This is a genomic window from Polynucleobacter sp. AP-Sanab-80-C2 (assembly GCF_035012965.1).
Classification (GTDB): Bacteria; Pseudomonadota; Gammaproteobacteria; order Burkholderiales; family Burkholderiaceae; genus Polynucleobacter.
In genome coordinates, this window is sequence record NZ_JAYGQS010000001.1 from 596,221 (window position 1) to 616,844 (window position 20,624).

Annotated in this window: 14 protein-coding genes, 1 tRNA gene and 1 pseudogene; 14 read left to right on the forward strand and 2 right to left on the reverse strand. The window is 45.3% G+C overall.

Translation table 11 applies throughout. The annotated features are described in order from the left end of the window. Positions 1-32: 32 nt before the first annotated feature. The 3 genes and pseudogenes from mnmE to mnmC form a co-directional block, all read left to right on the forward strand. Entirely contained in the window at positions 33-1,394 is a 1,362-nt protein-coding gene (gene mnmE / locus VC178_RS03145) for a tRNA uridine-5-carboxymethylaminomethyl(34) synthesis GTPase MnmE (protein WP_323481590.1), read from the forward strand. Between the two features lie 90 nt (positions 1,395-1,484). Beyond that, positions 1,485-3,350, forward strand: a complete 1,866-nt coding sequence (locus VC178_RS03150) for a phosphoenolpyruvate carboxykinase (GTP) (RefSeq protein WP_215319415.1) — start codon at positions 1,485-1,487, stop codon at positions 3,348-3,350. A gap of 46 nt (positions 3,351-3,396) precedes the next feature. Further along, positions 3,397-4,398, forward strand: a pseudogene (gene mnmC, locus VC178_RS03155) (FAD-dependent 5-carboxymethylaminomethyl-2-thiouridine(34) oxidoreductase MnmC); the annotation flags it as partial. A 59-nt stretch (positions 4,399-4,457) separates the two neighbouring features. Here the strand turns inward: mnmC and VC178_RS03160 are convergent. Then, positions 4,458-7,121, reverse strand: a complete 2,664-nt coding sequence (locus tag VC178_RS03160) for a DNA topoisomerase III (protein WP_323481561.1) — start codon at positions 7,119-7,121, stop codon at positions 4,458-4,460. A gap of 205 nt (positions 7,122-7,326) precedes the next feature. Continuing rightward, a complete protein-coding gene (gene dprA, locus VC178_RS03165; RefSeq protein WP_323481562.1) occupies positions 7,327-8,010 on the reverse strand; it encodes a DNA-processing protein DprA in 684 nt (227 codons plus the stop codon). Between the two features lie 76 nt (positions 8,011-8,086). Here dprA and def point away from each other — a divergent pair, with 76 nt between their 5' ends. From def to VC178_RS03220, 11 genes are all read left to right on the forward strand, one after another. Beyond that, on the forward strand, positions 8,087-8,602 hold the full coding sequence (gene def / locus VC178_RS03170; protein ID WP_215297544.1) for a peptide deformylase: 516 nt from the start codon (positions 8,087-8,089) through the stop codon (positions 8,600-8,602). Between the two features lie 9 nt (positions 8,603-8,611). Further along, positions 8,612-9,616 carry a methionyl-tRNA formyltransferase gene (gene fmt, locus VC178_RS03175; RefSeq protein WP_323481563.1) on the forward strand — a complete coding sequence of 335 codons (1,005 nt, stop codon included), beginning with the start codon at positions 8,612-8,614 and terminating at the stop codon, positions 9,614-9,616. 16 nt (positions 9,617-9,632) lie between these two features. Beyond that, positions 9,633-10,949, forward strand: a complete 1,317-nt coding sequence (gene rsmB, locus VC178_RS03180) for a 16S rRNA (cytosine(967)-C(5))-methyltransferase RsmB (RefSeq protein ID WP_251372067.1) — start codon at positions 9,633-9,635, stop codon at positions 10,947-10,949. Beyond that, complete coding sequence (locus VC178_RS03185) at positions 10,946-11,527, forward strand: DUF4390 domain-containing protein (protein WP_323481564.1); 582 nt, start codon at positions 10,946-10,948, stop codon at positions 11,525-11,527. The genes rsmB and VC178_RS03185 overlap by 4 nt, the downstream gene beginning before the upstream one ends. Continuing rightward, entirely contained in the window at positions 11,524-13,836 is a 2,313-nt protein-coding gene (locus tag VC178_RS03190) for a sensor histidine kinase (protein ID WP_323481565.1), read from the forward strand. The genes VC178_RS03185 and VC178_RS03190 overlap by 4 nt, the downstream gene beginning before the upstream one ends. A 2-nt stretch (positions 13,837-13,838) precedes the next feature. Next, positions 13,839-14,522, forward strand: a complete 684-nt coding sequence (locus VC178_RS03195) for a response regulator (RefSeq protein WP_323481566.1) — start codon at positions 13,839-13,841, stop codon at positions 14,520-14,522. Between the two features lie 109 nt (positions 14,523-14,631). Then, positions 14,632-16,836 carry an OsmC domain/YcaO domain-containing protein gene (locus VC178_RS03200; RefSeq protein WP_323481567.1) on the forward strand — a complete coding sequence of 735 codons (2,205 nt, stop codon included), beginning with the start codon at positions 14,632-14,634 and terminating at the stop codon, positions 16,834-16,836. 281 nt (positions 16,837-17,117) lie between these two features. Beyond that, positions 17,118-17,492, forward strand: a complete 375-nt coding sequence (locus VC178_RS03205) for a hypothetical protein (RefSeq protein ID WP_323481568.1) — start codon at positions 17,118-17,120, stop codon at positions 17,490-17,492. A gap of 11 nt (positions 17,493-17,503) precedes the next feature. Beyond that, on the forward strand, positions 17,504-17,962 hold the full coding sequence (locus tag VC178_RS03210; RefSeq protein WP_323481569.1) for a hypothetical protein: 459 nt from the start codon (positions 17,504-17,506) through the stop codon (positions 17,960-17,962). Positions 17,963-18,216: 254 nt separating this feature from the next. Then, positions 18,217-20,079 (forward strand): acyltransferase family protein, encoded by a 1,863-nt coding sequence (locus tag VC178_RS03215; protein ID WP_323481570.1) that lies wholly within the window; start codon positions 18,217-18,219, stop codon positions 20,077-20,079. A gap of 332 nt (positions 20,080-20,411) precedes the next feature. Further along, positions 20,412-20,487: transfer RNA gene (locus VC178_RS03220), tRNA-Phe, on the forward strand. Positions 20,488-20,624: the final 137 nt, after the last annotated feature.

Consider the following 20,624-nt stretch of genomic DNA (forward strand, 5'->3'; position numbering starts at 1 on the left):
GCATAGCATTTCATGAAAAACAAACAGCAATGATGACTCGTAAGCTTCCCATCATTGCTGTAGCAACCGCCCCAGGTAAAGCTGGGGTTGGTATTGTCCGCTTGAGTGGACAATACCTAAGGCCAATCATCAAAGCCCTTTTTCAAAGGGATCTACTTCCTCGCCAAGCAACCCTGCTCAGCTTGCGCGATGCGGGCGGGCAGCTCATCGACCAATTGGTAGCAATTTATTTTGCCGCACCCGCTTCGTTTACTGGCGAAGATGTTTTGGAGTTGCAGTGCCATGGCGGCCCTCAGCTGCTTGAGCTAGTAATGAGGCGCTGCCTCGAGCTTGGCAAAGAAGCTGGTCTCGTTATCGCTGAGCCCGGTGAGTTCACTCTACGCGCCTATCTCAATAACAAAGTTGACTTAGCCCAGGCTGAGGCAATAGCAGACTTGATTGATGCTCAGAGTGAGGCAGCCGTCCGTGGAGCTGCTAGATCCTTGCAGGGCGCCTTTTCAGACGACATCAATAGTCTTGTTGAAGAAATTACCCAGCTAAGAATTTTGGTGGAATCGACCCTTGATTTCCCCGAAGAAGAAATCGAGTTTCTAGAAAACGCGCAAGCACGCGATCGTCTTTCGGCAGTGAAAACAAAACTTCAAGCGCTGCGCAACAACGCCAAGCAAGGAAAAATTTTGCGCGATGGCATACAGCTGGTATTGGCTGGCGCTCCCAATGTTGGCAAGAGCTCACTCTTAAATAGGCTGGCCGGTGAGGAAGTTGCTATCGTGACTCCTATTGCTGGCACCACCCGGGATAGAGTGAAAGAAAGCATCCAGATTGAGGGGGTGCCAATGCACATTATTGATACCGCTGGATTAAGGCAAACCTCGGACGAGGTTGAGGCAAAGGGGATTGAGAGAACCTGGGATTCGATTCGTCTGGCAGATTTGATTATTTTCTTGACCGCCCCGAATGCCGAAAAAGAAGCTAATGATTTAAGGGTTCAAATTTTGGATGCTGCACCCGCCAATTGCCCCATTTTGGAGTTGATGAATAAGTCTGATTTATTGGATAAAAATTCCGGCGTCATAAAAGATGGCGCCTTGTTGATTTCGGCGAAAACAGGCGAGGGTGTTGAAGCCCTGAAACAGAAAATTCTCGAAACCGTTGGCTGGAGTGGCCCTCAAGAAGGGGCAATTGTTGCTCGCAGGCGCCAATTGGATTGTTTAGAGCGCGCTGCCGAACATATTGAAAAATCAGAAAAATTTGCTGCAAATGGTAACAATTCGCTTGAATTTTTCGCAGAAGAGCTATCTTTGGCCCAAAATCATCTTGGCCAAATAACGGGCAAGCTCCTACCAGATGACCTTTTGGGCAAAATTTTTAGCCAATTCTGTATCGGCAAATAAGAGCCTGGTCGTGTGACTTGCTGAGCCGTCAAATATGTCCAAAATGTTAAAATCATTGGATTAAAAAATTCAATCTTCATGGGGAAACATATGACTTCAACTATTAGCGGCCAAGTGAATGCGAATGCGCCGGCTTACGTAAAAAACGAGCGTTTAATTGAGTGGGTTTCAGAGGTGGCTGCACTCACAAAGCCTGACGCCATTCGTTGGTGCGACGGCTCTCAAGCTGAGTACGATGAGTTATGTGAATTATTAGTAAGTGCCGGGGTTTTCAAGCGACTCAATCCTGCAAAACGGAAAAATTCATTTTTAGCGCTTTCTGACCCAGAAGATGTCGCCCGCGTTGAAGACCGCACTTTCATTTGTTCGGCTAAAAAAGAAGATGCTGGACCTACCAATAACTGGGTGGAGCCAAATGAAATGCGCGCAACATTAAATCCATTATTTGATGGTTGTATGCGTGGCAGAACAATGTATGTAGTGCCATTTTCAATGGGCCCAATCGGCTCACCAATTGCCCACATCGGCGTTGAGTTATCTGACAGCCCTTATGTTGCAATCAATATGCGCCTCATGACCCGTATGGGCAAGGCAGTGATTGATCAGTTGGGCGCAGATGGCGAGTTTGTTCCTTGTATCCACACCGTAGGCAAACCATTGGCAGCCGGTGAAAAAGACGTTGCATGGCCGAATAACAAAACCAAATACATTGTTCATTACCCAGAGACGCGCGAGATTTGGTCTTTTGGTTCAGGCTACGGTGGCAATGCTTTGTTGGGCAAAAAATGTTTCGCATTGCGTATTGCATCCAATATGGGTCGCGATCAAGGTTGGTTAGCTGAGCATATGTTGATTCTTGGCGTAACTTCACCTGAAGGCAAGAAGTATCACATTGCTGCCGCATTCCCATCCGCCTGCGGAAAAACCAACTTCTCTATGATGATTCCGCCAAAAGGATTTGACGGCTGGAAAGTCACCACAATTGGTGATGACATTGCATGGATCAAGCCACGCAAAGACTCGGTTACCGGCAAAACACGTTTGTTCGCGATCAACCCAGAGTCTGGTTACTTCGGTGTTGCCCCTGGCACAAACCGTCAAACCAACCAAAACTGTATCGATTCCTTAAATCAAGATGTGATCTTTACGAATGTTGGCTTAACTGATGATGGTGATGTTTGGTGGGAGGGTTTGACAGAAACACCACCAGCACATTTGATTGATTGGCAGGGGAAAGACTGGACTCCAGCAGATGGCGCTGCAGGCCGTAAAGCTGCCCATCCAAACTCACGCTTTACAGTAGCCGCGACCAATAACCCTGCAGTAGATCCAAAGTGGGATGACCCAGAAGGCGTTCCAATTGATGCGTTCTTATTCGGTGGCCGCCGTTCTAATACCGTGCCATTGGTAAGTGAAGCGCGCGATTGGGTAGAGGGTGTTTACATGGCTGCTACTTTGGGCTCAGAAACCACCGCTGCGATTACTGGTCAAATTGGTGTCGTACGTCGAGACCCATTTGCAATGATTGCGTTTGCTGGTTACAACATGAGCGACTACTTCCAGCATTGGCTCAACATTGGTAAGAAGCTTGAGGCGGACGGTGCCGTATTGCCGAAGATCTACTGTGTGAACTGGTTCCGTAAAGACGAAAATGGCAAGTTTATATGGCCAGGCTTTGGCGAGAACATGCGGGTTCTTTCATGGATCTTGAATCGTGCTGAAGGTAAAGCAAGCGGTAAAGAAACCCCGTTTGGTATTTGCCCAGAACACACCGATATGCATTGGGGTGGCCTGGACTACTCCGCTGAGAAGTTTGCTAAAGCGATCCATGTAGCTGTTGATGACTGGAAAAATGAGCTGAAGCTGCACACAGAATTGTTTGATCACCTTGGCGAGCGTTTGCCTAAAGAGTTGCAAGAGACTCGTGCCAAGATCGAACAGCGCTTGAACGTGTAAGCTGCTAAGCTATTAGTAATTTTTACGCTACCCCTAGATTAAATTAATGACCGAACCCCAACACCATGAAATCGTGGTGATTGGGGCAGGCATTTGTGGCGCAACCATCGCAAATGAGTTGCTCGAACGCGGCAAGTCCGTCTGCGTTATTGATGCCTCTCACTCCCCTGCTACCGCTTGCTCCAGTCATGCCTATGCGATAGCACACCCGCATATTGGAAAAGGCTCCCCTCGTTTATTACGCTTAACGCGCCTGGCATTTTTGTTGGCCGAAGCTCGGTGGGGAAAGACTTGGAGAGCACATGGCATTTTTCAGCCGACAAAAAAAGATAGAGAGTTTAATCGCGTAGAAGTCTCGGCCCACCTTCATTCTCTAGATTTAAAAGAAGACATTGCGATTGCCCTCGATGTTGAAGAAGCCAGAACAATGTGTGGCATCTCACAAAGCGGTGTTTGGATTTCTCGCGGGGCTTGCTTAAATTTATTGGAGGCAAGCAAGCAACTACTGAAGGAGCATGAGCGCCTAACATGCCTTTGGAGTACTCGTATTACAAGGCTGGAAGAGTGCAATGGAATATGGCACTTATTTGATTGCTCAAACAATGTGCTCATCAGTGCGAAGAAGGTCGTGATTGCTACAGCAATCGATAGCAAAGATTTAATTAATAGCCTCGGGGTGCGTCTCCCCCTAAAACCAGTGCGCGGGCAACTCAGTATTTTTTCAATTGGGCCCGATGACCCTTGGGTGTCAAAGTTGCCCAAGGTAGGCATTTCAGGGGATGGCTATTGTTTGCCAGCAGAGCAGCTAGAAGACGGCAGCTATCGCTGGATCGTTGGCTCTAGTTTTGATGAAGGCGAAGATGACTTGTCTCCAAGAGAGGCGAGCGATGAATTTAATCGCGCACAGGCAAAAGGCTTGCTTGACCATCCAGAGGGGGATTCCAGCAGCCTTATTAAAAACGATGAGTTTGTTGGCGTGCGCTGTGTTGCTGGCGATCGTCTTCCAATCATTGGAGCGCTTCGTCAGCGCCCGGGAATTTTCTTGGCTACTGCCTTGGGGTCAAGGGGGATTTTGTGGTCAGCCTTAGCGGCTAAGCTAGTTACAGCTCAGCTACTAGAGGACGACTTTGCCTTGCTTACGCGCTTAGGTTTTGCTGCGGACTTAGTTGCAGCGCTGGCACCCGCACGTTTCTTAGCGGGCGCTTTGGCTGCACCAGGTGCTTTAGCCTCAAATTCAAAACCAATTTTTCCATCAGAACCAAGTGCTAAGTAGGCCTTAAAGCCTCGCCCAGTGCGGTTAGATTTGAAGTTGGTCAGCAGATCCGTTTTGCCTTCTTTGAGCAATTTTTGAATTTGTTCAGCCGACACTTCTTGCTGTAGGACGACTTTGCCTGTTTTGAAGTCGCAAGATTTACTAGGGCCAGTATTGTTTTCGCAAACATAGCGCATGCCATCTTCATAAACGGCACCAGAACATTTTGGACATACGCCTAAAGCTTGGTGACCGGTGAAATCTATCGCTTCTGTTTCGTCATCTTGCGTGTTGCCAAAATCAAACTCTAATTTAAAGCCTGCATTTGGATAGTCAGCATCATCTTCTGGAATTTCAGTTAACTTGATGATGGCGGCAAAGGGGCGACCTATTTTGCTGCGAAATCCTTGTAAAGGCCCAATCGTTTTTTCACGTAACAACTCTTCTACTTCAGGGTATTCAAATGCGCGCCCACCGGGAGTTTTGCTAATCGTAAAGCCACATTTTTCACAAGCAAAGCGACGATAGTTTTCTTTCACCGGCCCTTTGCAGTGTGGGCAGGGCGTGGTCATTGTCGCGTAGTCGCCTGGGATAGTGTCGCTGTCATATTCTTTTGCGCGCTTCACAATGCGTTGAGTCATCTGTGCAATTTCTTGCATGAAGGTGTCGCGATTCATCTTCCCTTGCTCGATGAGCGATAACTTATTTTCCCAGCTGCCCGTTAAATCAGGGCGAGTTAATTCTTCTACATCTAAGCCGCGCAGCAAAGTCATTAGCTGGAATGCTTTCGCAGTAGGAATTAGTTCACGCGCTTCGCGCACAATGTATCTTTCGGCCAGCAAGCCTTCGATGATGGCTGCTCGCGTTGCTGGAGTCCCAAGACCTTTTTCGGCCATGGCTTCCCGCATTTCATCATCATCAACCCATTTGCCTGCACCTTCCATTGCAGAGAGCAAGGTTGCTTCTGTATAGCGGGCTGGGGGCTTGGTTTTCAAGGGCACAGAAATCACAGATTCCGTTTGAACCGTTTCACCTTCTTGCACTGGCACCAACTCATCATCTGCCTGATTCGATTTGCCATAAACAGTTAGCCAACCCGGATTTACAAGGACACGACCCTCTGTTTTGAAGTGATGCCCAGATGCTTCGGTAATCCGAGTCGTGACCCGGAATTCAGCAGCAGGATAGAAGACAGCCAAGAAGCGACGCACTACCAAGTCATAAAGCTTTGCTTCTGGCTCGCTCAAACTCTTCGGCGACTCTAGGGTTGGGATAATCGCAAAGTGATCAGAAATCTTGGAGTTATCAAAGATTCGCTTATTAGGTTTGATCCAACCGTAACCTGCTTTTGCTTTGGGGTCCTTGGGATCGCCCTGCAAAATTTGTTTAGCAAACGGACGATATTCTTGCGAGTGATCTGCAAGGTTCTCCATGGTTTGCTTCACGGTATCCAAATAATCTTCCGGCAGCGCTTTTGCGTCAGTACGGGGATAAGTCAATACTTTATGGCGTTCATACAAAGCTTGCGCAAGGCCTAGTGTGTTTTTTGCAGAGAAACCAAAACGTGCATTAGCTTCGCGCTGCAAGCTAGTCAAATCAAAAAGTTGTGGTGCAAGCTGGGTCGCCGGTTTTGCTTCTTCACTGACGGTTGCTTTTTTTCCGCGACAAGCCGCCACAATACTTTGCGCTGCAGCTTCGCTCCAAAGGCGATTCTCACGAGCATCAGGCTCGGCAACATCTTTCTTAAACTTAGGATCAAACCAACGACCTTCATATACTCCAGCTGCAGCAATAAACTCCGCCTTTACTTCCCAATAATCTTTTGAAATAAATTTGCGGATGAGTTCTTCACGCTCTACAACAATAGAGAGAGTTGGTGTTTGTACGCGACCCACAGTAGTTAAGAAGAAGCCACCACTCTTGCTATTGAAAGCAGTCATGGCGCGGGTGCCATTAATACCCACGAGCCAATCAGCCTCAGAGCGGCAGCGTGCCGCATCAGCAAGCGGCTGCATATCTTCATCGCTACGCAGGTTAATAAAGCCATCACGAATGGATGCTGGCGTCATCGACTGAAGCCATAGGCGTTTAATCGATTGCGATGCTTTTGCATGCTGGGCAATCAGTCTGAAGATAAGCTCACCTTCGCGTCCCGCGTCACAGGCATTAATCAATGAAGTGACGTCTTTGCGCTTGATCAATTTTTGTAGCACTTTTAAGCGCGACTCTGTTTTAGCAATCGGGCGCAAATCAAAATAAGGGGGCACCACTGGCAGGTTGGCAAAAGACCACTTGCCACGTTTGACGTCATATTCCTCTGGCGCAGCAATTTCTAAAAGATGGCCAACAGCAGACGAGACTAGAAAGTCATCGCTTTCAAAATAGTCCTCATGCTTGGTAAAGCCGCCCAGGGCTTTAGCGATGTCATTGGCAACCGAGGGTTTTTCGGCAATGATCAGCGCCTTTGGGTTATCCACGGATGAGGTCTTGGAACTGCTTTTGGTAGATGCTTTAGCCACGCGTTTGCCTAAATTTGAGCCTGAATAAATGTTTTTAATAGGGAAAAAGGATGATCAATTTAAACCAAATTACGATTTATCCTATTGCAGATCCCTTTTTTATTATTAACCGATAAATCCTGAAAAGTCCAAAAAAGCCCTTTTTAAAGCACTTGAGATTCCTATTAGGCGACTTTTTGTTGGATAAAACCCTCTTAAAATCCCTTTAAATGGGGTTTTTGAGAAAAATGAGCTCTTCCAGCACATCTTGGGGGCTTCGAACCAACTTGGCCCCCTGTTGTATGAGTTGATGGCAGCCTGCAAAAAGAGGGTCATCAATGGAGCCGGGTAAAGCAAAAACCTCTCTTCCCAGCTCACAGGCAAGACGGGCAGTGATTAAGGAGCCTGATTTTTCAGCAGCTTCGATTACTACTACACCTAGCGACAGGGCTGCAATGATGCGATTGCGCCTGGGAAAGTGAAAAGCTTTTGGACCAACCCCTGGTGGAAACTCTGAAACCAATAAACCATGATGCCCAATCGTCGTCATCAGTCCTTGGTGCTCAAGAGGGTAGGCAATGTCTAGCCCAGTCCCGCATACGGCTAACGTGTGATGGTTTGCCCCAAGACCAAGTGTGGCGCGGTGTGCTGCCCCGTCAACTCCCTTGGCTAGCCCGGAAATAATGGTGCCACCAGCCTTAGACAGGCTTTGGGCAAAGTGGCTGGCATTTTTGAGTCCTTTGGCACTGGCGTTGCGCGAGCCCACAATGGCGATCATGGGCATCAGCAGCAGCCCAATATTCCCTTTTATATATAGGCAACTTGGAGGGTCGAAAAGATCATTGAGCCGAGCTGGGTAATGTTGATCCCCGCGCACAATTTTACGGATGGTTCTTGGTATTGATGGCATAGGTAGCAAACATTTTGATCTGCGGGGGATTATGAACAATCAGGACAGACGGATTGCTCTGTTAGATAATTCCTACATGGCTTTGTTAACCGTCCTTTGTTACCCCGACCCACGCTTGCATAAAGTTGCTAAACCTGTGGCGCAGGTAGATGCTCGTGTTAAAAAAATTGTGGCTGATATGGCTGACACTATGTATGAGGCGCCTGGAGTTGGGTTAGCTGCAACACAGGTCGATATTCATGAGCGCATTGTTGTGATTGATGTTTCTGATGAGCAAAATGAGTTGATGGTTTTTATTAACCCAGAAATTATTTGGGCGAGTGCTGAAACAAAATCTTGGCGCGAAGGTTGTCTTTCAGTGCCTGAGTTTTATGATGAAGTTGAACGCCCAGCCCAAATACGCTTGAAGGCTTTAGATCTTGATGGCAAGGAGTTTGAGATTGAGGCTGATGGACTATTAGCCGTTTGTTTGCAACACGAATTAGATCATCTGCAAGGCAAAGTATTTGTTGAGTACCTATCCTTGCTCAAGCGAACTCGTATCTCACAAAAAATGAAAAAGCGCGCCAAAGAATTGGTAGGTCAGCGCTAGTCGCCCTGCATGAAGATTGTCTTTGCCGGCACCCCTGAGTTTGCAGCGCAAGCGATGCGCGCAATTGCTGCGGCTGGTCATGAAATCGTGCTCGTACTCACTCAGCCTGACCGCCGCGCTGGTAGGGGAATGCATTTGCAAGCCAGCCCTGTCAAAGAGTTTGCATTAGAGAAACAGATACCAGTGATGCAGCCAGAAACGCTGAAACGCAATCATTCTGATGCGCAAAAAAAGCTACAGGCAGAAGAAGCATATCAACGCTTATCCCAGCTTGATTTTGATGCGATGGTAGTAGTTGCTTATGGCTTGATATTGCCCCAAGAGATTTTGGATATTAGCGAACGTCCAGGTAGGCATGGAAGTTTTAATATTCATGCATCCTTATTGCCTCGTTGGCGCGGTGCTGCTCCCATTCAGCGCGCTATAGAGTCAGGCGATCATAAGACGGGCGTATGCATTATGCAGATGGATGCGGGCCTTGATACGGGCGACACGGTTTTGCTTGAGGAGCTTGAAATTGCTCCCAATGAAACAAGCGTGACCTTGCACGATAGATTAGCTGCTTTGGGCGCAAAGTTAATTGTGAACACGCTTGCTCAGTTGGGGGGTGTTAAATCTTTGGCTCGCATACCGCAATCAAATATAGGCATTACCTATGCAGAGAAAATATTAAAAGCAGAGGCTGAGATTGACTGGAGCCTGAGCGCAAAGCAAATTGATGCTCGTATTCGGGCGCTTAATCCTTTCCCTGGTGCCAGCAGTAGTTTTGCTGGGCATGGGATTAAATTTTGGAATTCATGCATGCCAAAAGAGGCTCCTAGTAAGTCGGGTTTGCCTGGCGAAGTTCTGGGGTTTGGCGACGAGAGTATTTATGTGCAGTGCGGCTCTGGCGTGCTTGAGGTTTTAGAAATGCAAAAGCCCGGCGGTAAAAGAATGAACGCAAAACTTTGTTTGCAAACATTTGATGTTGCTGAAAAACCATTTTGTTTTAAAACAAAGGTCGAGCAATCTTGACATCGAGTAAAACCCATTGCTAGATCAAAAAACAGCCCAAAGCCTGCCACTTTCAGAGGCAATCACTATTGCCGCACAAGCTATTGGTGAGGTTATGAGTGGCAGGTCTCTTACCGAAGTGTTGGACCAACTAGATGCCCACGAGAGACCCATAGTTCAAAGCTTGAGTTTTGATGCGCTGCGTAAATGGGTTCGCTCTCATGAATTGATAAAACAATTTGTACCCAAAACTCCGCCACCTGAAGTTGATCACTTATTGAGTGTTGCAATTGCGTTGTTTATGCGCGATGGTACCGAGGGCAAAGGCTATGCAACCCATACGATTGTTGATCAGGCAGTCAGAGCGTGTGGCGAGTACGACCAAACCATGTATGCCAAGGGCTTAGTAAATGCGGTGCTTCGCAAAGTGAGTTTGATTTTGCAGCCCCCCGAGGGCAAACCTAGTTACCCGCCAGACCCGATCTCGATGTATGTTCCCGCGTGGTGGCGCGCAAACCTCAAGCGAAATTACTCGAAGCTATGGCAAACCATTTTGTTTGCTCAAGCGAAGCGCGCACCCTTCATTTTGCGAGTGAATCAAAAACAATATACGCGGGAGCAATATCAAGCTTTATTAAATGATGCTGGTATTGCATCTTCTCCCATTGAGTCGGTAACAGGCATTACTTTACCTAGTGCGCTGTTGATCACAAATCCTGTGCCTGTTTCTGAGTTGCCGGGTTTTTATAGTGGTGCTGCATCAGTACAAGATACTGGCGCTCAATTAGCAGCAATTCTATTGAACCCCCAACCTGGTGATTTAATACTAGACGCTTGCGCAGCGCCAGGAGGAAAGACAGCCCATCTATTAGAGCTAGTAGACTGTCAGATGGTTGCGCTAGAGTTAGACGGCGCTCGCCTTGGAAAAATTGGCGGCAACTTAGATCGATTGCGCTTGCACTCTGAAAAAGTAAAGGTAATTCGCGGTGACGCATCAAAAGCTGCTTGGTGGGATGGCACTCTCTTTGACAAAATTTTGTTAGATGCCCCTTGCTCGGCCTCGGGCATTGTTTCTCGACATCCAGATATTCCATTTTTACGGCGTGAGGCAGATATCAAGTCCTTGCAGAAAAAGCAACGTGAAATCTTGACCCAGGTATGGAAGATGCTCAAGCCCGCAGGACTGCTTTTATACGTTACTTGTTCGGTGTTTCCGGAGGAGGGTAAAGAGCAGGCAGCTTGGTTTGCGCAGCAGCATGGCAATGCGGTACGATTAGATGCTCCAGGACAGCTTTTGCCAACCGAAGCGAACGATGGTTTTTACTATGCTTTGTTTAAGAAAAATGGGCCATGAGCCGAAGAATTAAGCAATTCATCTTTTTGGGTTTGATGGCCTTGAGTATTTTTTCAACGGCCGTTAATGCCGAGGGCATCAAAATCAAATCCTTTGAGCTAGAGAAGGTCGATAACGATTGGCTGCTAAATGCCACCTTCCAAATTGAGTTGTCGCCGGGCTTGGAAGATGTTGTACAAAAAGGCGTTGTGCTTTATTTTCAAACAGACTTTGAGTTGACACGCTCGCGCTGGTATTGGTTTGATGAAAAACCAATCTCTGCCCAAAGACAAGCGCGCTTATCTTATCAGCCCTTGACTCAGCAATATCGTATTGCCTCCGAAGGCTTTAGTTTTTCTGCCAAAACGATTTCTGAAGCCTTGCAAGCGGTTGGCAGTATTGGTGGTTGGCGTGTGATTGATAACAGCCAGCTTGACCCCAGCAAAGCATACACCGCAAGCTTGCACATGGCCTTGGATTTAAGCAAGCTACCCAAACCATTTCAGGTAAATGCCCTGAACAGTAGAGAGTGGAATGTCTCTAGTGATTGGTTCCGCATGCCTTTCTCTACCGGCGGATCAAATCTAATTAAGCGATGAGACAAGCTATAACATCGGCTAAGCCCAGCTTCTTTGAATCCAAGGTCTGGAGAAAAAAAATACTGCCAGCTGCAATAGGCTTGATTGGAGCATTGGCATTATTGCTATTGGTTTTGTTATCGATTGCTTCCTCCAACACCGAATTCTTTGACCGTTACTTTATTTTGCTTTATGCAGCAAACCTGGTCATTGGCGTTTGCTTAACGCTTGTCATTTTGACTTTAGCTATCGTCATTGCCGTGCGTTGGCGTCGCGGTCACTTCGGTACACGTTTGATCGCCAAATTGGCAATGATTTTTGCGCTAGTGGGGGTGGTGCCAGGATTAATTTTATACGGGGTTTCTCTTCAGTTCGTTTCCCGAAGTATTGAAACCTGGTTTGACGTCCAAGTCGAATCCGCTCTTAACTCGGGCTTGGAGTTGGGGCGTGTTACTTTAAGGGTTGCCCAAGAAGAAATCTTGGCCGAAGGTAATTTCATTGCCGAACAAATTGTGCTGGCTCCTGCTGGTTCAAGCACGGAGCAGGTTGCGAGCGTGGTAATGAAGATTCGCAATCAATTTGGCATTCAAGAACTTAGTCTGTTTAGCGTCCAACGTACTTTGATCTTTACTAGTGAGGTAAAGCCTAAAAAGTATTTTCCTCCCCCTAGTGAAGAGGTCATTGCGGAAGCATTTAAAAAGAAGGGCCTGACCTTTGTAGATCAAACTGAAATAGACGGTGGGCAGCGTGGGTATAGAGTAAGAGCGATTGTGCCAATTGTGCGCAAGAAATTTATCCAAGGAAAGCCTGATCCCAGCAAAGATCTCGACGATAAATATTTTCTTCAGTTGGTACGTTTCATTCCCGGCCCACTATCTAAGAATATTGATGCGGTTGAATCTGCCTATACTGATTATCAAGAAAAGTCTTTGGGCCGCACCGGTTTGCGCAAGATGTTTGTTGGTACTCTCACACTGACACTCTTTTTTGCATTATTTGTCGCGGTGATTTTGGCCTTACTATTAGGCCGTCAACTTGCCAAACCATTGCTGATGTTGCTCAAAGGAACTCAGGCAGTTGCCCAAGGCGATTTGTCGCCCAAGCCAGAGCTCGATACGGGCGATGAGCTTGGCATGCTGACACGGCAATTTAATGTGATGACCAGGCAATTGGCCGACACGCGCACATCTTTGCAAGAATCCAAGGCCTTTTTAGAAAAGGTTTTGGGAAGCCTCACTGCAGGGGTGTGTATCTTTGATAAAAGCTATAACGTAGTGTCTAGCAACGCTGGCGCAGACCGCATCTTTGCACAAGATTTAACCCTTTTGGACGGCAAACCACTGAGTAGTAATCCCGCGCTTTTGGAGTTTGAAGAAGCCATTAAAGAAGGCTTCGCAAGCCTGAAGCTCGCCGTTTCTAATGATGTGGCTGATTCTGCAGCCGAATCAGCCCAACAGGCGGCGCCTATCTGGCAAAAACAAGTTCAGCTTCATACTGCTAATGAATTTGATAATGAGTTAGGTGTAACCCTGTTTGTACGTGGCACACAGCTGACGACGGATCTGCGCATGGTGGTCTTTGATGATATTACTGATGTCATTAGTGCACAAAGATCCATTGCTTGGAGTGAAGTTGCAAGACGCCTTGCCCACGAAATTAAAAATCCACTGACCCCAATTCAGCTCTCTGCTGAGCGCTTACAACACAAACTTGCGGGTAAGCTTAGTCCCGAGCAAGAGGACATGATCAATCGCAGCACCGAGACCATCATTGGACAGGTCCAAGCCATGAAAGAAATGGTGAATGACTTCAGGGATTTCGCAAAGACCCCCACACCACAACTAAAGCCCGTCTCCATTAATACGCTCACCACGGAAATACTCGGTTTATACGAGGGCAGTCCCTTGCGAACCCAGCTCGATCCACGCTGCCCAAATATCTTGGGAGACTCAACTCAGCTGAGACAAGTTATTCATAATCTGCTCCAAAACGCTCAAGACGCTACGCTGGAGGGCAGTCATCAGGCTGAACCGGTCGAGGTAAAAACAGAGTTGGTGGCTTATGGTGAGCAAGATGGGGTCACTCAAAATGCAGTGCGATTAACAATAAGTGATTGTGGAGTTGGATTTCCAGCTAAGATATTGGCAAGAGCATTTGAGCCTTACGTAACAACTAAGAGTAAAGGCACGGGATTAGGCTTGGCGGTCGTTAAAAAAATTATTGACGACCACGGTGCCAAAATAGAAATACGAAATCGTATGCGAGGAGAAGAAGTGGTCGGTGCACAAGTATCTATTTTGTTTATGAACTTAGCAAAAGAGGCGGCCTAAGCATGGCGAGTATTTTGGTCGTTGATGATGAGATGGGCATTCGTGAGCTTCTCAATGAGATTCTGACGGATGAAGGCCATACTGTTTATGCTGCAGAGAGCGCTATTCAGGCGCGCACTATTCGCGAACAAATGCGTCCTGATCTGGTGCTGTTAGACATTTGGATGCCAGATACTGACGGTATTACTTTATTAAAAGAGTGGTCAAAGACTGGGCAGCTAACCATGCCAGTAGTCATGATGTCTGGTCATGCCACAATAGATACGGCAGTTGAAGCCACACGCATTGGCGCACTGAACTTTTTAGAAAAGCCGATTGCTTTACAAAAACTTCTGAAGACCGTCAGCAAAGCCCTAGAGAATTCACCAAAATATATAGAGCCAGCAGAAGAGAGAGTAGTTCAGTCCAGCCTATCTGCAGGCGCTTCCCCAAAGCCGCTTGGTGCTGAGCCTGCTCCAGCGCCTGCCGAAGGCGAGTTCATCAGTGGAATCGCCAAAACGTATTTTGATCTACCCCTGCGAGAAGCCAGAGATCTTTTTGAAAAGGCCTATTTTGAGCATCAAATGCAAATTATGGGTGGCAGCATGACGAAGATCTCTGAATACACTGGACTAGAAAGAACGCACTTATATCGTAAGCTCAAAGCTTTAGGAATTGATACATCACGCAATAAGGGCGAGCAATAGGCCTGACAATATTTGCCGCAAGCACTTGGTAAATATTTTTGCATGTGCGTTTGTTTTAAAGCTAAGGCCGTGCTCACCCCAGTGATATATCTTATTCGGAATCATTCCTATGGAAATTAAAGTCAACTTTCTCGACAAGTTTCGCCTTGAAGCTAAGTTCGATGACTTCACCGTAATTGCCGATCAGTCGATAAGGTATAAGGGTGATGGTTCAGCTCCTGGACCATTCGATTATTTTCTGGCTTCATCGGCTCTGTGCGCCGCTTATTTTGTGAAGTTGTACTGCGACACCCGAAAGATCTCTACCGAAAATATTCGTCTCTCACAAAATAATATTGTCGATCCTGAAAATCGCTATCAGCAGATTTTTAAGATCCAGGTTGAGTTACCAGAAGATATTTCTGCCAATGACCGCCAAGGTATTTTGCGCTCCATTGAGAGATGTACTGTAAAAAAAGTGGTGCAAGCCGGTCCAGAGTTTGTCATAGAAGAAGTTAAAAATTTGGATGCGGATGCGCAGACCTTGTTGACTTTAAAGCCTGCTACCGATGCAAAAACTTTTATTGCCGGCAAGGATCTACCGCTAGAGCAAACCATTGCCAATATGTCTGGTGTGTTAGCAAACCTTGGAATCAAGATTGAAATTGCTTCATGGCGCAACATTATTCCAAACGTGTGGTCCTTGCATATACGCGATGCACATTCGCCGATGTGTTTTACCAACGGTAAAGGATCAACAAAAGAAAGCGCTTTGGCATCTGCTTTAGGAGAATACCTCGAGCGATTAAGCAACAACCATTTTTATGCTGGCGCATACTGGGGCGAGGATATCGCCAATAGAGCATTTGTGCATTATCCTAATGAGCGCTGGTTTCAACCGGGCAACGATGATGCATTGCCAACAGAAATTTTGGATGAATATTGCCTAGAAATTTTTAATCCTGACGGTGAGTTGCGTAGTTCACATTTAATGGATACGAATTCAGGTAATGCAGAGCGCGGTATTTGTTCGTTACCTTATGTACGTCAATCTGATGGCAAGACTATTTATTTTCCATCGAACCTGATTGAAAATCTTTATGTCAGCAATGGTATGAGTGCTGGCAACACCCTCGCTGAAGCCCAAGTGCAGTGCCTATCAGAGATTTTCGAGCGTGCAGTTAAACGTGAAATTCTAGAAGGTGAAATTGCTCTACCTGATGTGCCGCAGGAAGTACTGGCTAAGTATCCTGGCATTCTAGAAGGGATTCGAGGATTAGAAGAGCAGGGCTTTCCAGTGTTAATAAAGGATGCCTCACTTGGCGGGGCTTATCCAGTGATGTGCGTGACCTTAATGAATCCACGAACAGGGGGCGTGTTTGCTTCCTTCGGAGCACACCCGCGTTTAGAGGTCGCATTAGAGCGGAGCTTAACGGAATTACTCCAGGGTCGAAGCTTAGAGGGACTTAATGATTTGCCACCACCCACTTTTTCAAGCGAAGCGGTGACCGAACCCAATAACTTTGTTGAACACTTTATTGATTCCAGCGGCATAGTGTCATGGCGTTTTTTTAGTGCAAAGTCAGATTATGAATTTGTTGAATGGGATTTCTCGGGGCGGGGTGAGAGCTCTAATGCTGAGGAGGCTGCGGCCTTGTTTGGCATCCTCAAGGATATGAATAAAGAAGCTTACGTTGCGGTATACGACGAACTAGGCGCGATAGCCTGCAGGATTTTGGTCCCAGGTTATTCGGAGGTTTATCCAATTGAAGATCTGGTTTGGGATAACACGAACAAGGCCTTGTTATTTCGCGCTGATATTTTGAATCTACACACATTAGATAACGCTAGACTGGGCACATTGCTTGAGCGTCTAGAAAATAACGAGCTAGATGAGTATGGCGACATTGCAACACTAATTGGTATTGAGTTTGATGAAAATACACCTTGGGGCCAGTTAACAGTTCTGGAGTTGAAGTTGTTAATTCATCTTGCATTAAAGCAATTTGATGAAGCACATGAGTTAGTAGGCGCCTTTCTTCAATACAACGACAACACAGTCGAGCGCAAATTGTTCTATCAGGCCTTAAATGCAGTTCTAGAGATTCTGCTAGATGATGATTTGCAGCTTGATGACTACGAAGTCAACTTCCGCCGCATGTTTGGCAATGAGCGGATGGACGCGGTAATGGGTTCTGTAGATGGCACACTGCGTTTTTACGACCTGACCCCAACCAGTACAAAGCTCGAGGGACTTGACCGGCACCACCGCTTGATCGACAGCTATAGGAAATTACATGCTGCCCGCTCCAAGGCTTTAACTACAGCCAGTTAAGTCCAGCAAGTCCATTTTTCAGGCTAAAACACACTTTCATTTATAATTCCCAGTCTTGGCCTGGTAGCTCAGTCGGTAGAGCAGAGGATTGAAAAGCTAGGATAGAGGCTTGAACAGTTCTACACATTCGGCCTAAGCACAGCAAGACCGACTGCCCTGCCTGCAGCGAATCTATCGGCTCGTAGCGGTTTCGAATATTCCCGAATTGGTATCGACAGTATTGATGTTGGCTACCAAAAATACTTTTTTACTTCTCGTAATTCGCATAGTAGATTTTCTATATGGGAGAACAGAAAAGAAAATTGCAGCACTTCATAAGTGAACACAAAAAGTGTATTTTCTGTGGCGGCATTGTTGATGCGACGACGATTGAGCATTGCCCACCCCGTGCGTTATTTCAAAATCGAATTGCTCCAAATAGTTTCGAATTTCCATCATGTACCGCTTGTAATAACTATTCATCCGACGAGGATTTGATAGTGGCAGTTATTGTAAGGATGGGCTCTCCTGAGCATGGTGATTTAGATGGAAAATTGCAAGGAATGATGAAGGCCTTGAACCGCCAAAGGCCTGAGTTCTATAAATCATTTTTGCCGTCCGCTATAGAGACAAGAGCTAATAATCGTCAGGATGGCATAAAGCCAGGCCAGGAATGATCCATCAAAAAATGAGCGTTCTAAATATTAATGATGAAACAAGAGTTGCGATAAGAATTTTTGCGAAGAAGTTGACCAAGGGAATTACATATCTTGAATCAGGCCTAGTCTCTAAGAATGAAGATTGTCTGGCGCTTAATTGGTTTACAAATGCAAATGTTATTGAAGATGGTGGGTATAAAGTATTTGAGATTCTTGGCCACATTAATGGGGTAATGCCTAAGCTCATTAGAAACAGGGCGATATTGAATAACCAGTTCGAATATAAATTCTCACTTTCTGACGATAAAAATTTAATTCTTATTCAGGCAAAGTTTGGAGAATTATTATTCTTGGCAATAGCAGGCTGCATGACCCCTGAATATCTTGAAGGTCTCTTAGAAAAAACATATCCAGATTTAGATAAGGACTATCAACCCTTTGAGATTATTCAGGGAAAGGTGGCCACCCCACCAAGCCCCGTTAGATAGAGAATCAGTTATTATTTGTTCCTAATGGAACAAACTTATTTCGCGTCTAGTTACGGTGCGCCTAACTAAAGAAGAGCAATTTAAAAACCCTTCATTAATAAGGCAAACAGTCCAAAGCAAATGACTATCACAGCAACACGTGATCCCATTCAGTAGCCCTTTCAGGATTAAGCGCTTGTTTATTTAAATGTAATGATTTTTATAATGAAATGTGCTTGCCAGAGCTTATTAAACTTATCTACTTTGCGTAACTTATGTCTCTAAAACGAACAAAATATCGGCCTGATATTGATGGTCTTCGTTCTTTCGGAATAGTTCCATTATTAGGATTCCACGCATTTCCAGGCATTTTTTCTGGCGGGTTTATTGCCGTAGACATTTTCTTTGTAATTTCAGGTTTTTTAATCACAACAATTATTTTGCAAAATTTGGAGAAAAATTCATTTAGTTTTATAGAATTTTACAGCCGTCGTATAAGACGAATTTTTCCAGCTTTATTTTTAGTCCTTCTCGCCTGTTATGCATTTGGCTGGTTTGCTTTATACGCTTCTGAGTATATGCAGTTGGGCAAGCATATTGCAGCAGGTGCAGGCTTCATGCAGAACTTCGTTTTGTGGGATGAAAGCGGATATTTTGATAATTCATCTAAAACTAAGCCATTGCTTCATTTGTGGTCGCTCGCAATAGAAGAACAATTTTATATATTTTGGCCGTTAATTTTATGGGTAGCATTTAAGAAAAAATTAAATGTTCTCAAAATTACATTAATCATTGCCTGTATTTCATTTCTTATAAATTTATGGATGGTGACTAGCAATCCCATCGCCGATTATTATTCTCCATTTAGTCGTTTTTGGGAGCTGCTCATCGGAGCAATTTGGGCGTACATTGCGCTTAATAAAAATATTGACAATAAAATTAGCGCTCGATATTCCAATGTTTTATCTATTTTAGGAATGGTCAGCATACTCATCGCCATGTTTATTGTTGACGATAAAAGCCCATTTCCTGGCTGGTGGGCTTTGTTACCTACATTGGGCACAGTAATGTTATTGGCTGCAGGGCAAGACGCCTGGGTAAATAAAAGAATTTTGTCAAATAAGGTTCTTGTTTGGTTTGGACTTATTAGCTACCCACTATATCTTTGGCACTGGCCTTTGCTAAGCTTTGGGCAAATTATTGCCGCCGGAAAATTGCCCACTTTTTATAAGTTAATGCTAATCGTTGTATCGATTGTTTTGGCACAAATTACCTATAAGTATTTTGAAAGTCCTACTCGTAATAAGAGCCATAAGACAACATTAGTTCTATTGGTACTTGTTGGATTAATTGGTTCCCAAGGTTGGAGCGCCTATGTTAGGGATGGTTTGGGATTTAGGGAGAAGCACGTATTAGATTTACACGGAGGGCGACCACCTCAAATAGATGAAGGCTGCCTGGAAATATTTGACAACTATCAGCCAACATTTTGCCGGCTATCAAAAACAAAGAATAAATTAGAAACAATTTTGATTGGTGATAGCATCGCACATAGTGCCTTCCCTGGCATAGCAAAAAAATATTCATCAAATGGAAAAAATTTTGCTATGGTTGGCTGGCCAGCCAGACAGCCATTTCTAAAATTAAGCTCTGATAAAGATTATGAGGCTGAGCAATCTGAGCAAATGAATAAGCTTATTAATGGAATTGCTCGCAATAGCGATGTAAGAACAATCGTGTTAGCAATGAATCAGCCTGAAATAACAGATTCAATAAGAGTACAGCTTAGACGAACAGTTGAGTACTTTAAAAATAATAATAAACAAGTGATTTTTATCTATCCACCACCACGCCTTACATTTGATCCAATTGAGTGTGTAGGCATGCCACCGTTTCGTCCCATTCTAAATGAAGATTGTACCCAACAAGTTAAAGATATTGATAAGAGATATTTTGCAGATAGGTTAGAGTTGAAAAAATTAGTTAATGAAGTAAAAATTCTTTCTTATGACACTTACCCCCGGGTTTGCGATGAACAACAGTGCAAGATAAGACTCAGCAATGGGTTGCTATATAGATTGGAATTATATTTTACTGAAGTTGGTTCTGAGATAGTATTTCAAGGCTTTTCATATTAGCCTAAGGACTATAAGAAGTGCTGAGCAGAATGTTGTACTGTCTGACGATAAAAATTTGTGCGCTAATAAAGATTAGTGTTACCAATAGTTTCACAGCAGCCCCTTTATACTTTTTATGACTATAAGTGATTTCTCCCCACTGCTACTTTTAGGCCTCGATCGCTTTTAAATAGAGGTTAGATGAGGTTTGCATAAGGTGGCAATAAAACTATTCAGGGTCATCTATACAGTCGGCACCAGCTTATCGTAGGATTAGCAAAATCCAGTGGGATTATCTACAGTAAGTCCATTTTTCAGGCTACAACACACTTTCATTTATAATTCCCAGTCTTGGCCTGGTAGCTCAGTCGGTAGAGCAGAGGATTGAAAATCCTTGTGTCGGTGGTTCGATTCCGCCCCGGGCCACCATAGATAACAGGGTACGTACCGGACACATGCTTTACGTCCGGTACCGACCACATGGTTTACACCTTTACCAATCACATCCCCAATACTTTGGGACCAAATGGGTTTTCTAGGGCTTGTACCCTTGAAGACTCCATATC

Bases quoted from the DNA above. Each gene is read 5' to 3' on its own strand.
- mnmE (WP_323481590.1), top strand. From the start codon at position 33: ATGACTCGTAAGCTTCCCATCATTGCTGTAGCAACCGCCCCAGGTAAA.
- VC178_RS03150 (WP_215319415.1), top strand. From the start codon at position 1,485: ATGACTTCAACTATTAGCGGCCAAGTGAATGCGAATGCGCCGGCTTAC.
- dprA (WP_323481562.1), bottom strand. From the start codon at position 8,010: ATGCCATCAATACCAAGAACCATCCGTAAAATTGTGCGCGGGGATCAA.
- def (WP_215297544.1), top strand. From the start codon at position 8,087: ATGGCTTTGTTAACCGTCCTTTGTTACCCCGACCCACGCTTGCATAAA.
- fmt (WP_323481563.1), top strand. From the start codon at position 8,612: ATGAAGATTGTCTTTGCCGGCACCCCTGAGTTTGCAGCGCAAGCGATG.
- VC178_RS03185 (WP_323481564.1), top strand. From the start codon at position 10,946: ATGAGCCGAAGAATTAAGCAATTCATCTTTTTGGGTTTGATGGCCTTG.
- VC178_RS03190 (WP_323481565.1), top strand. From the start codon at position 11,524: ATGAGACAAGCTATAACATCGGCTAAGCCCAGCTTCTTTGAATCCAAG.
- VC178_RS03195 (WP_323481566.1), top strand. From the start codon at position 13,839: ATGGCGAGTATTTTGGTCGTTGATGATGAGATGGGCATTCGTGAGCTT.
- VC178_RS03200 (WP_323481567.1), top strand. From the start codon at position 14,632: ATGGAAATTAAAGTCAACTTTCTCGACAAGTTTCGCCTTGAAGCTAAG.
- VC178_RS03205 (WP_323481568.1), top strand. From the start codon at position 17,118: ATGGGAGAACAGAAAAGAAAATTGCAGCACTTCATAAGTGAACACAAA.
- VC178_RS03210 (WP_323481569.1), top strand. From the start codon at position 17,504: ATGAGCGTTCTAAATATTAATGATGAAACAAGAGTTGCGATAAGAATT.
- VC178_RS03215 (WP_323481570.1), top strand. From the start codon at position 18,217: ATGTCTCTAAAACGAACAAAATATCGGCCTGATATTGATGGTCTTCGT.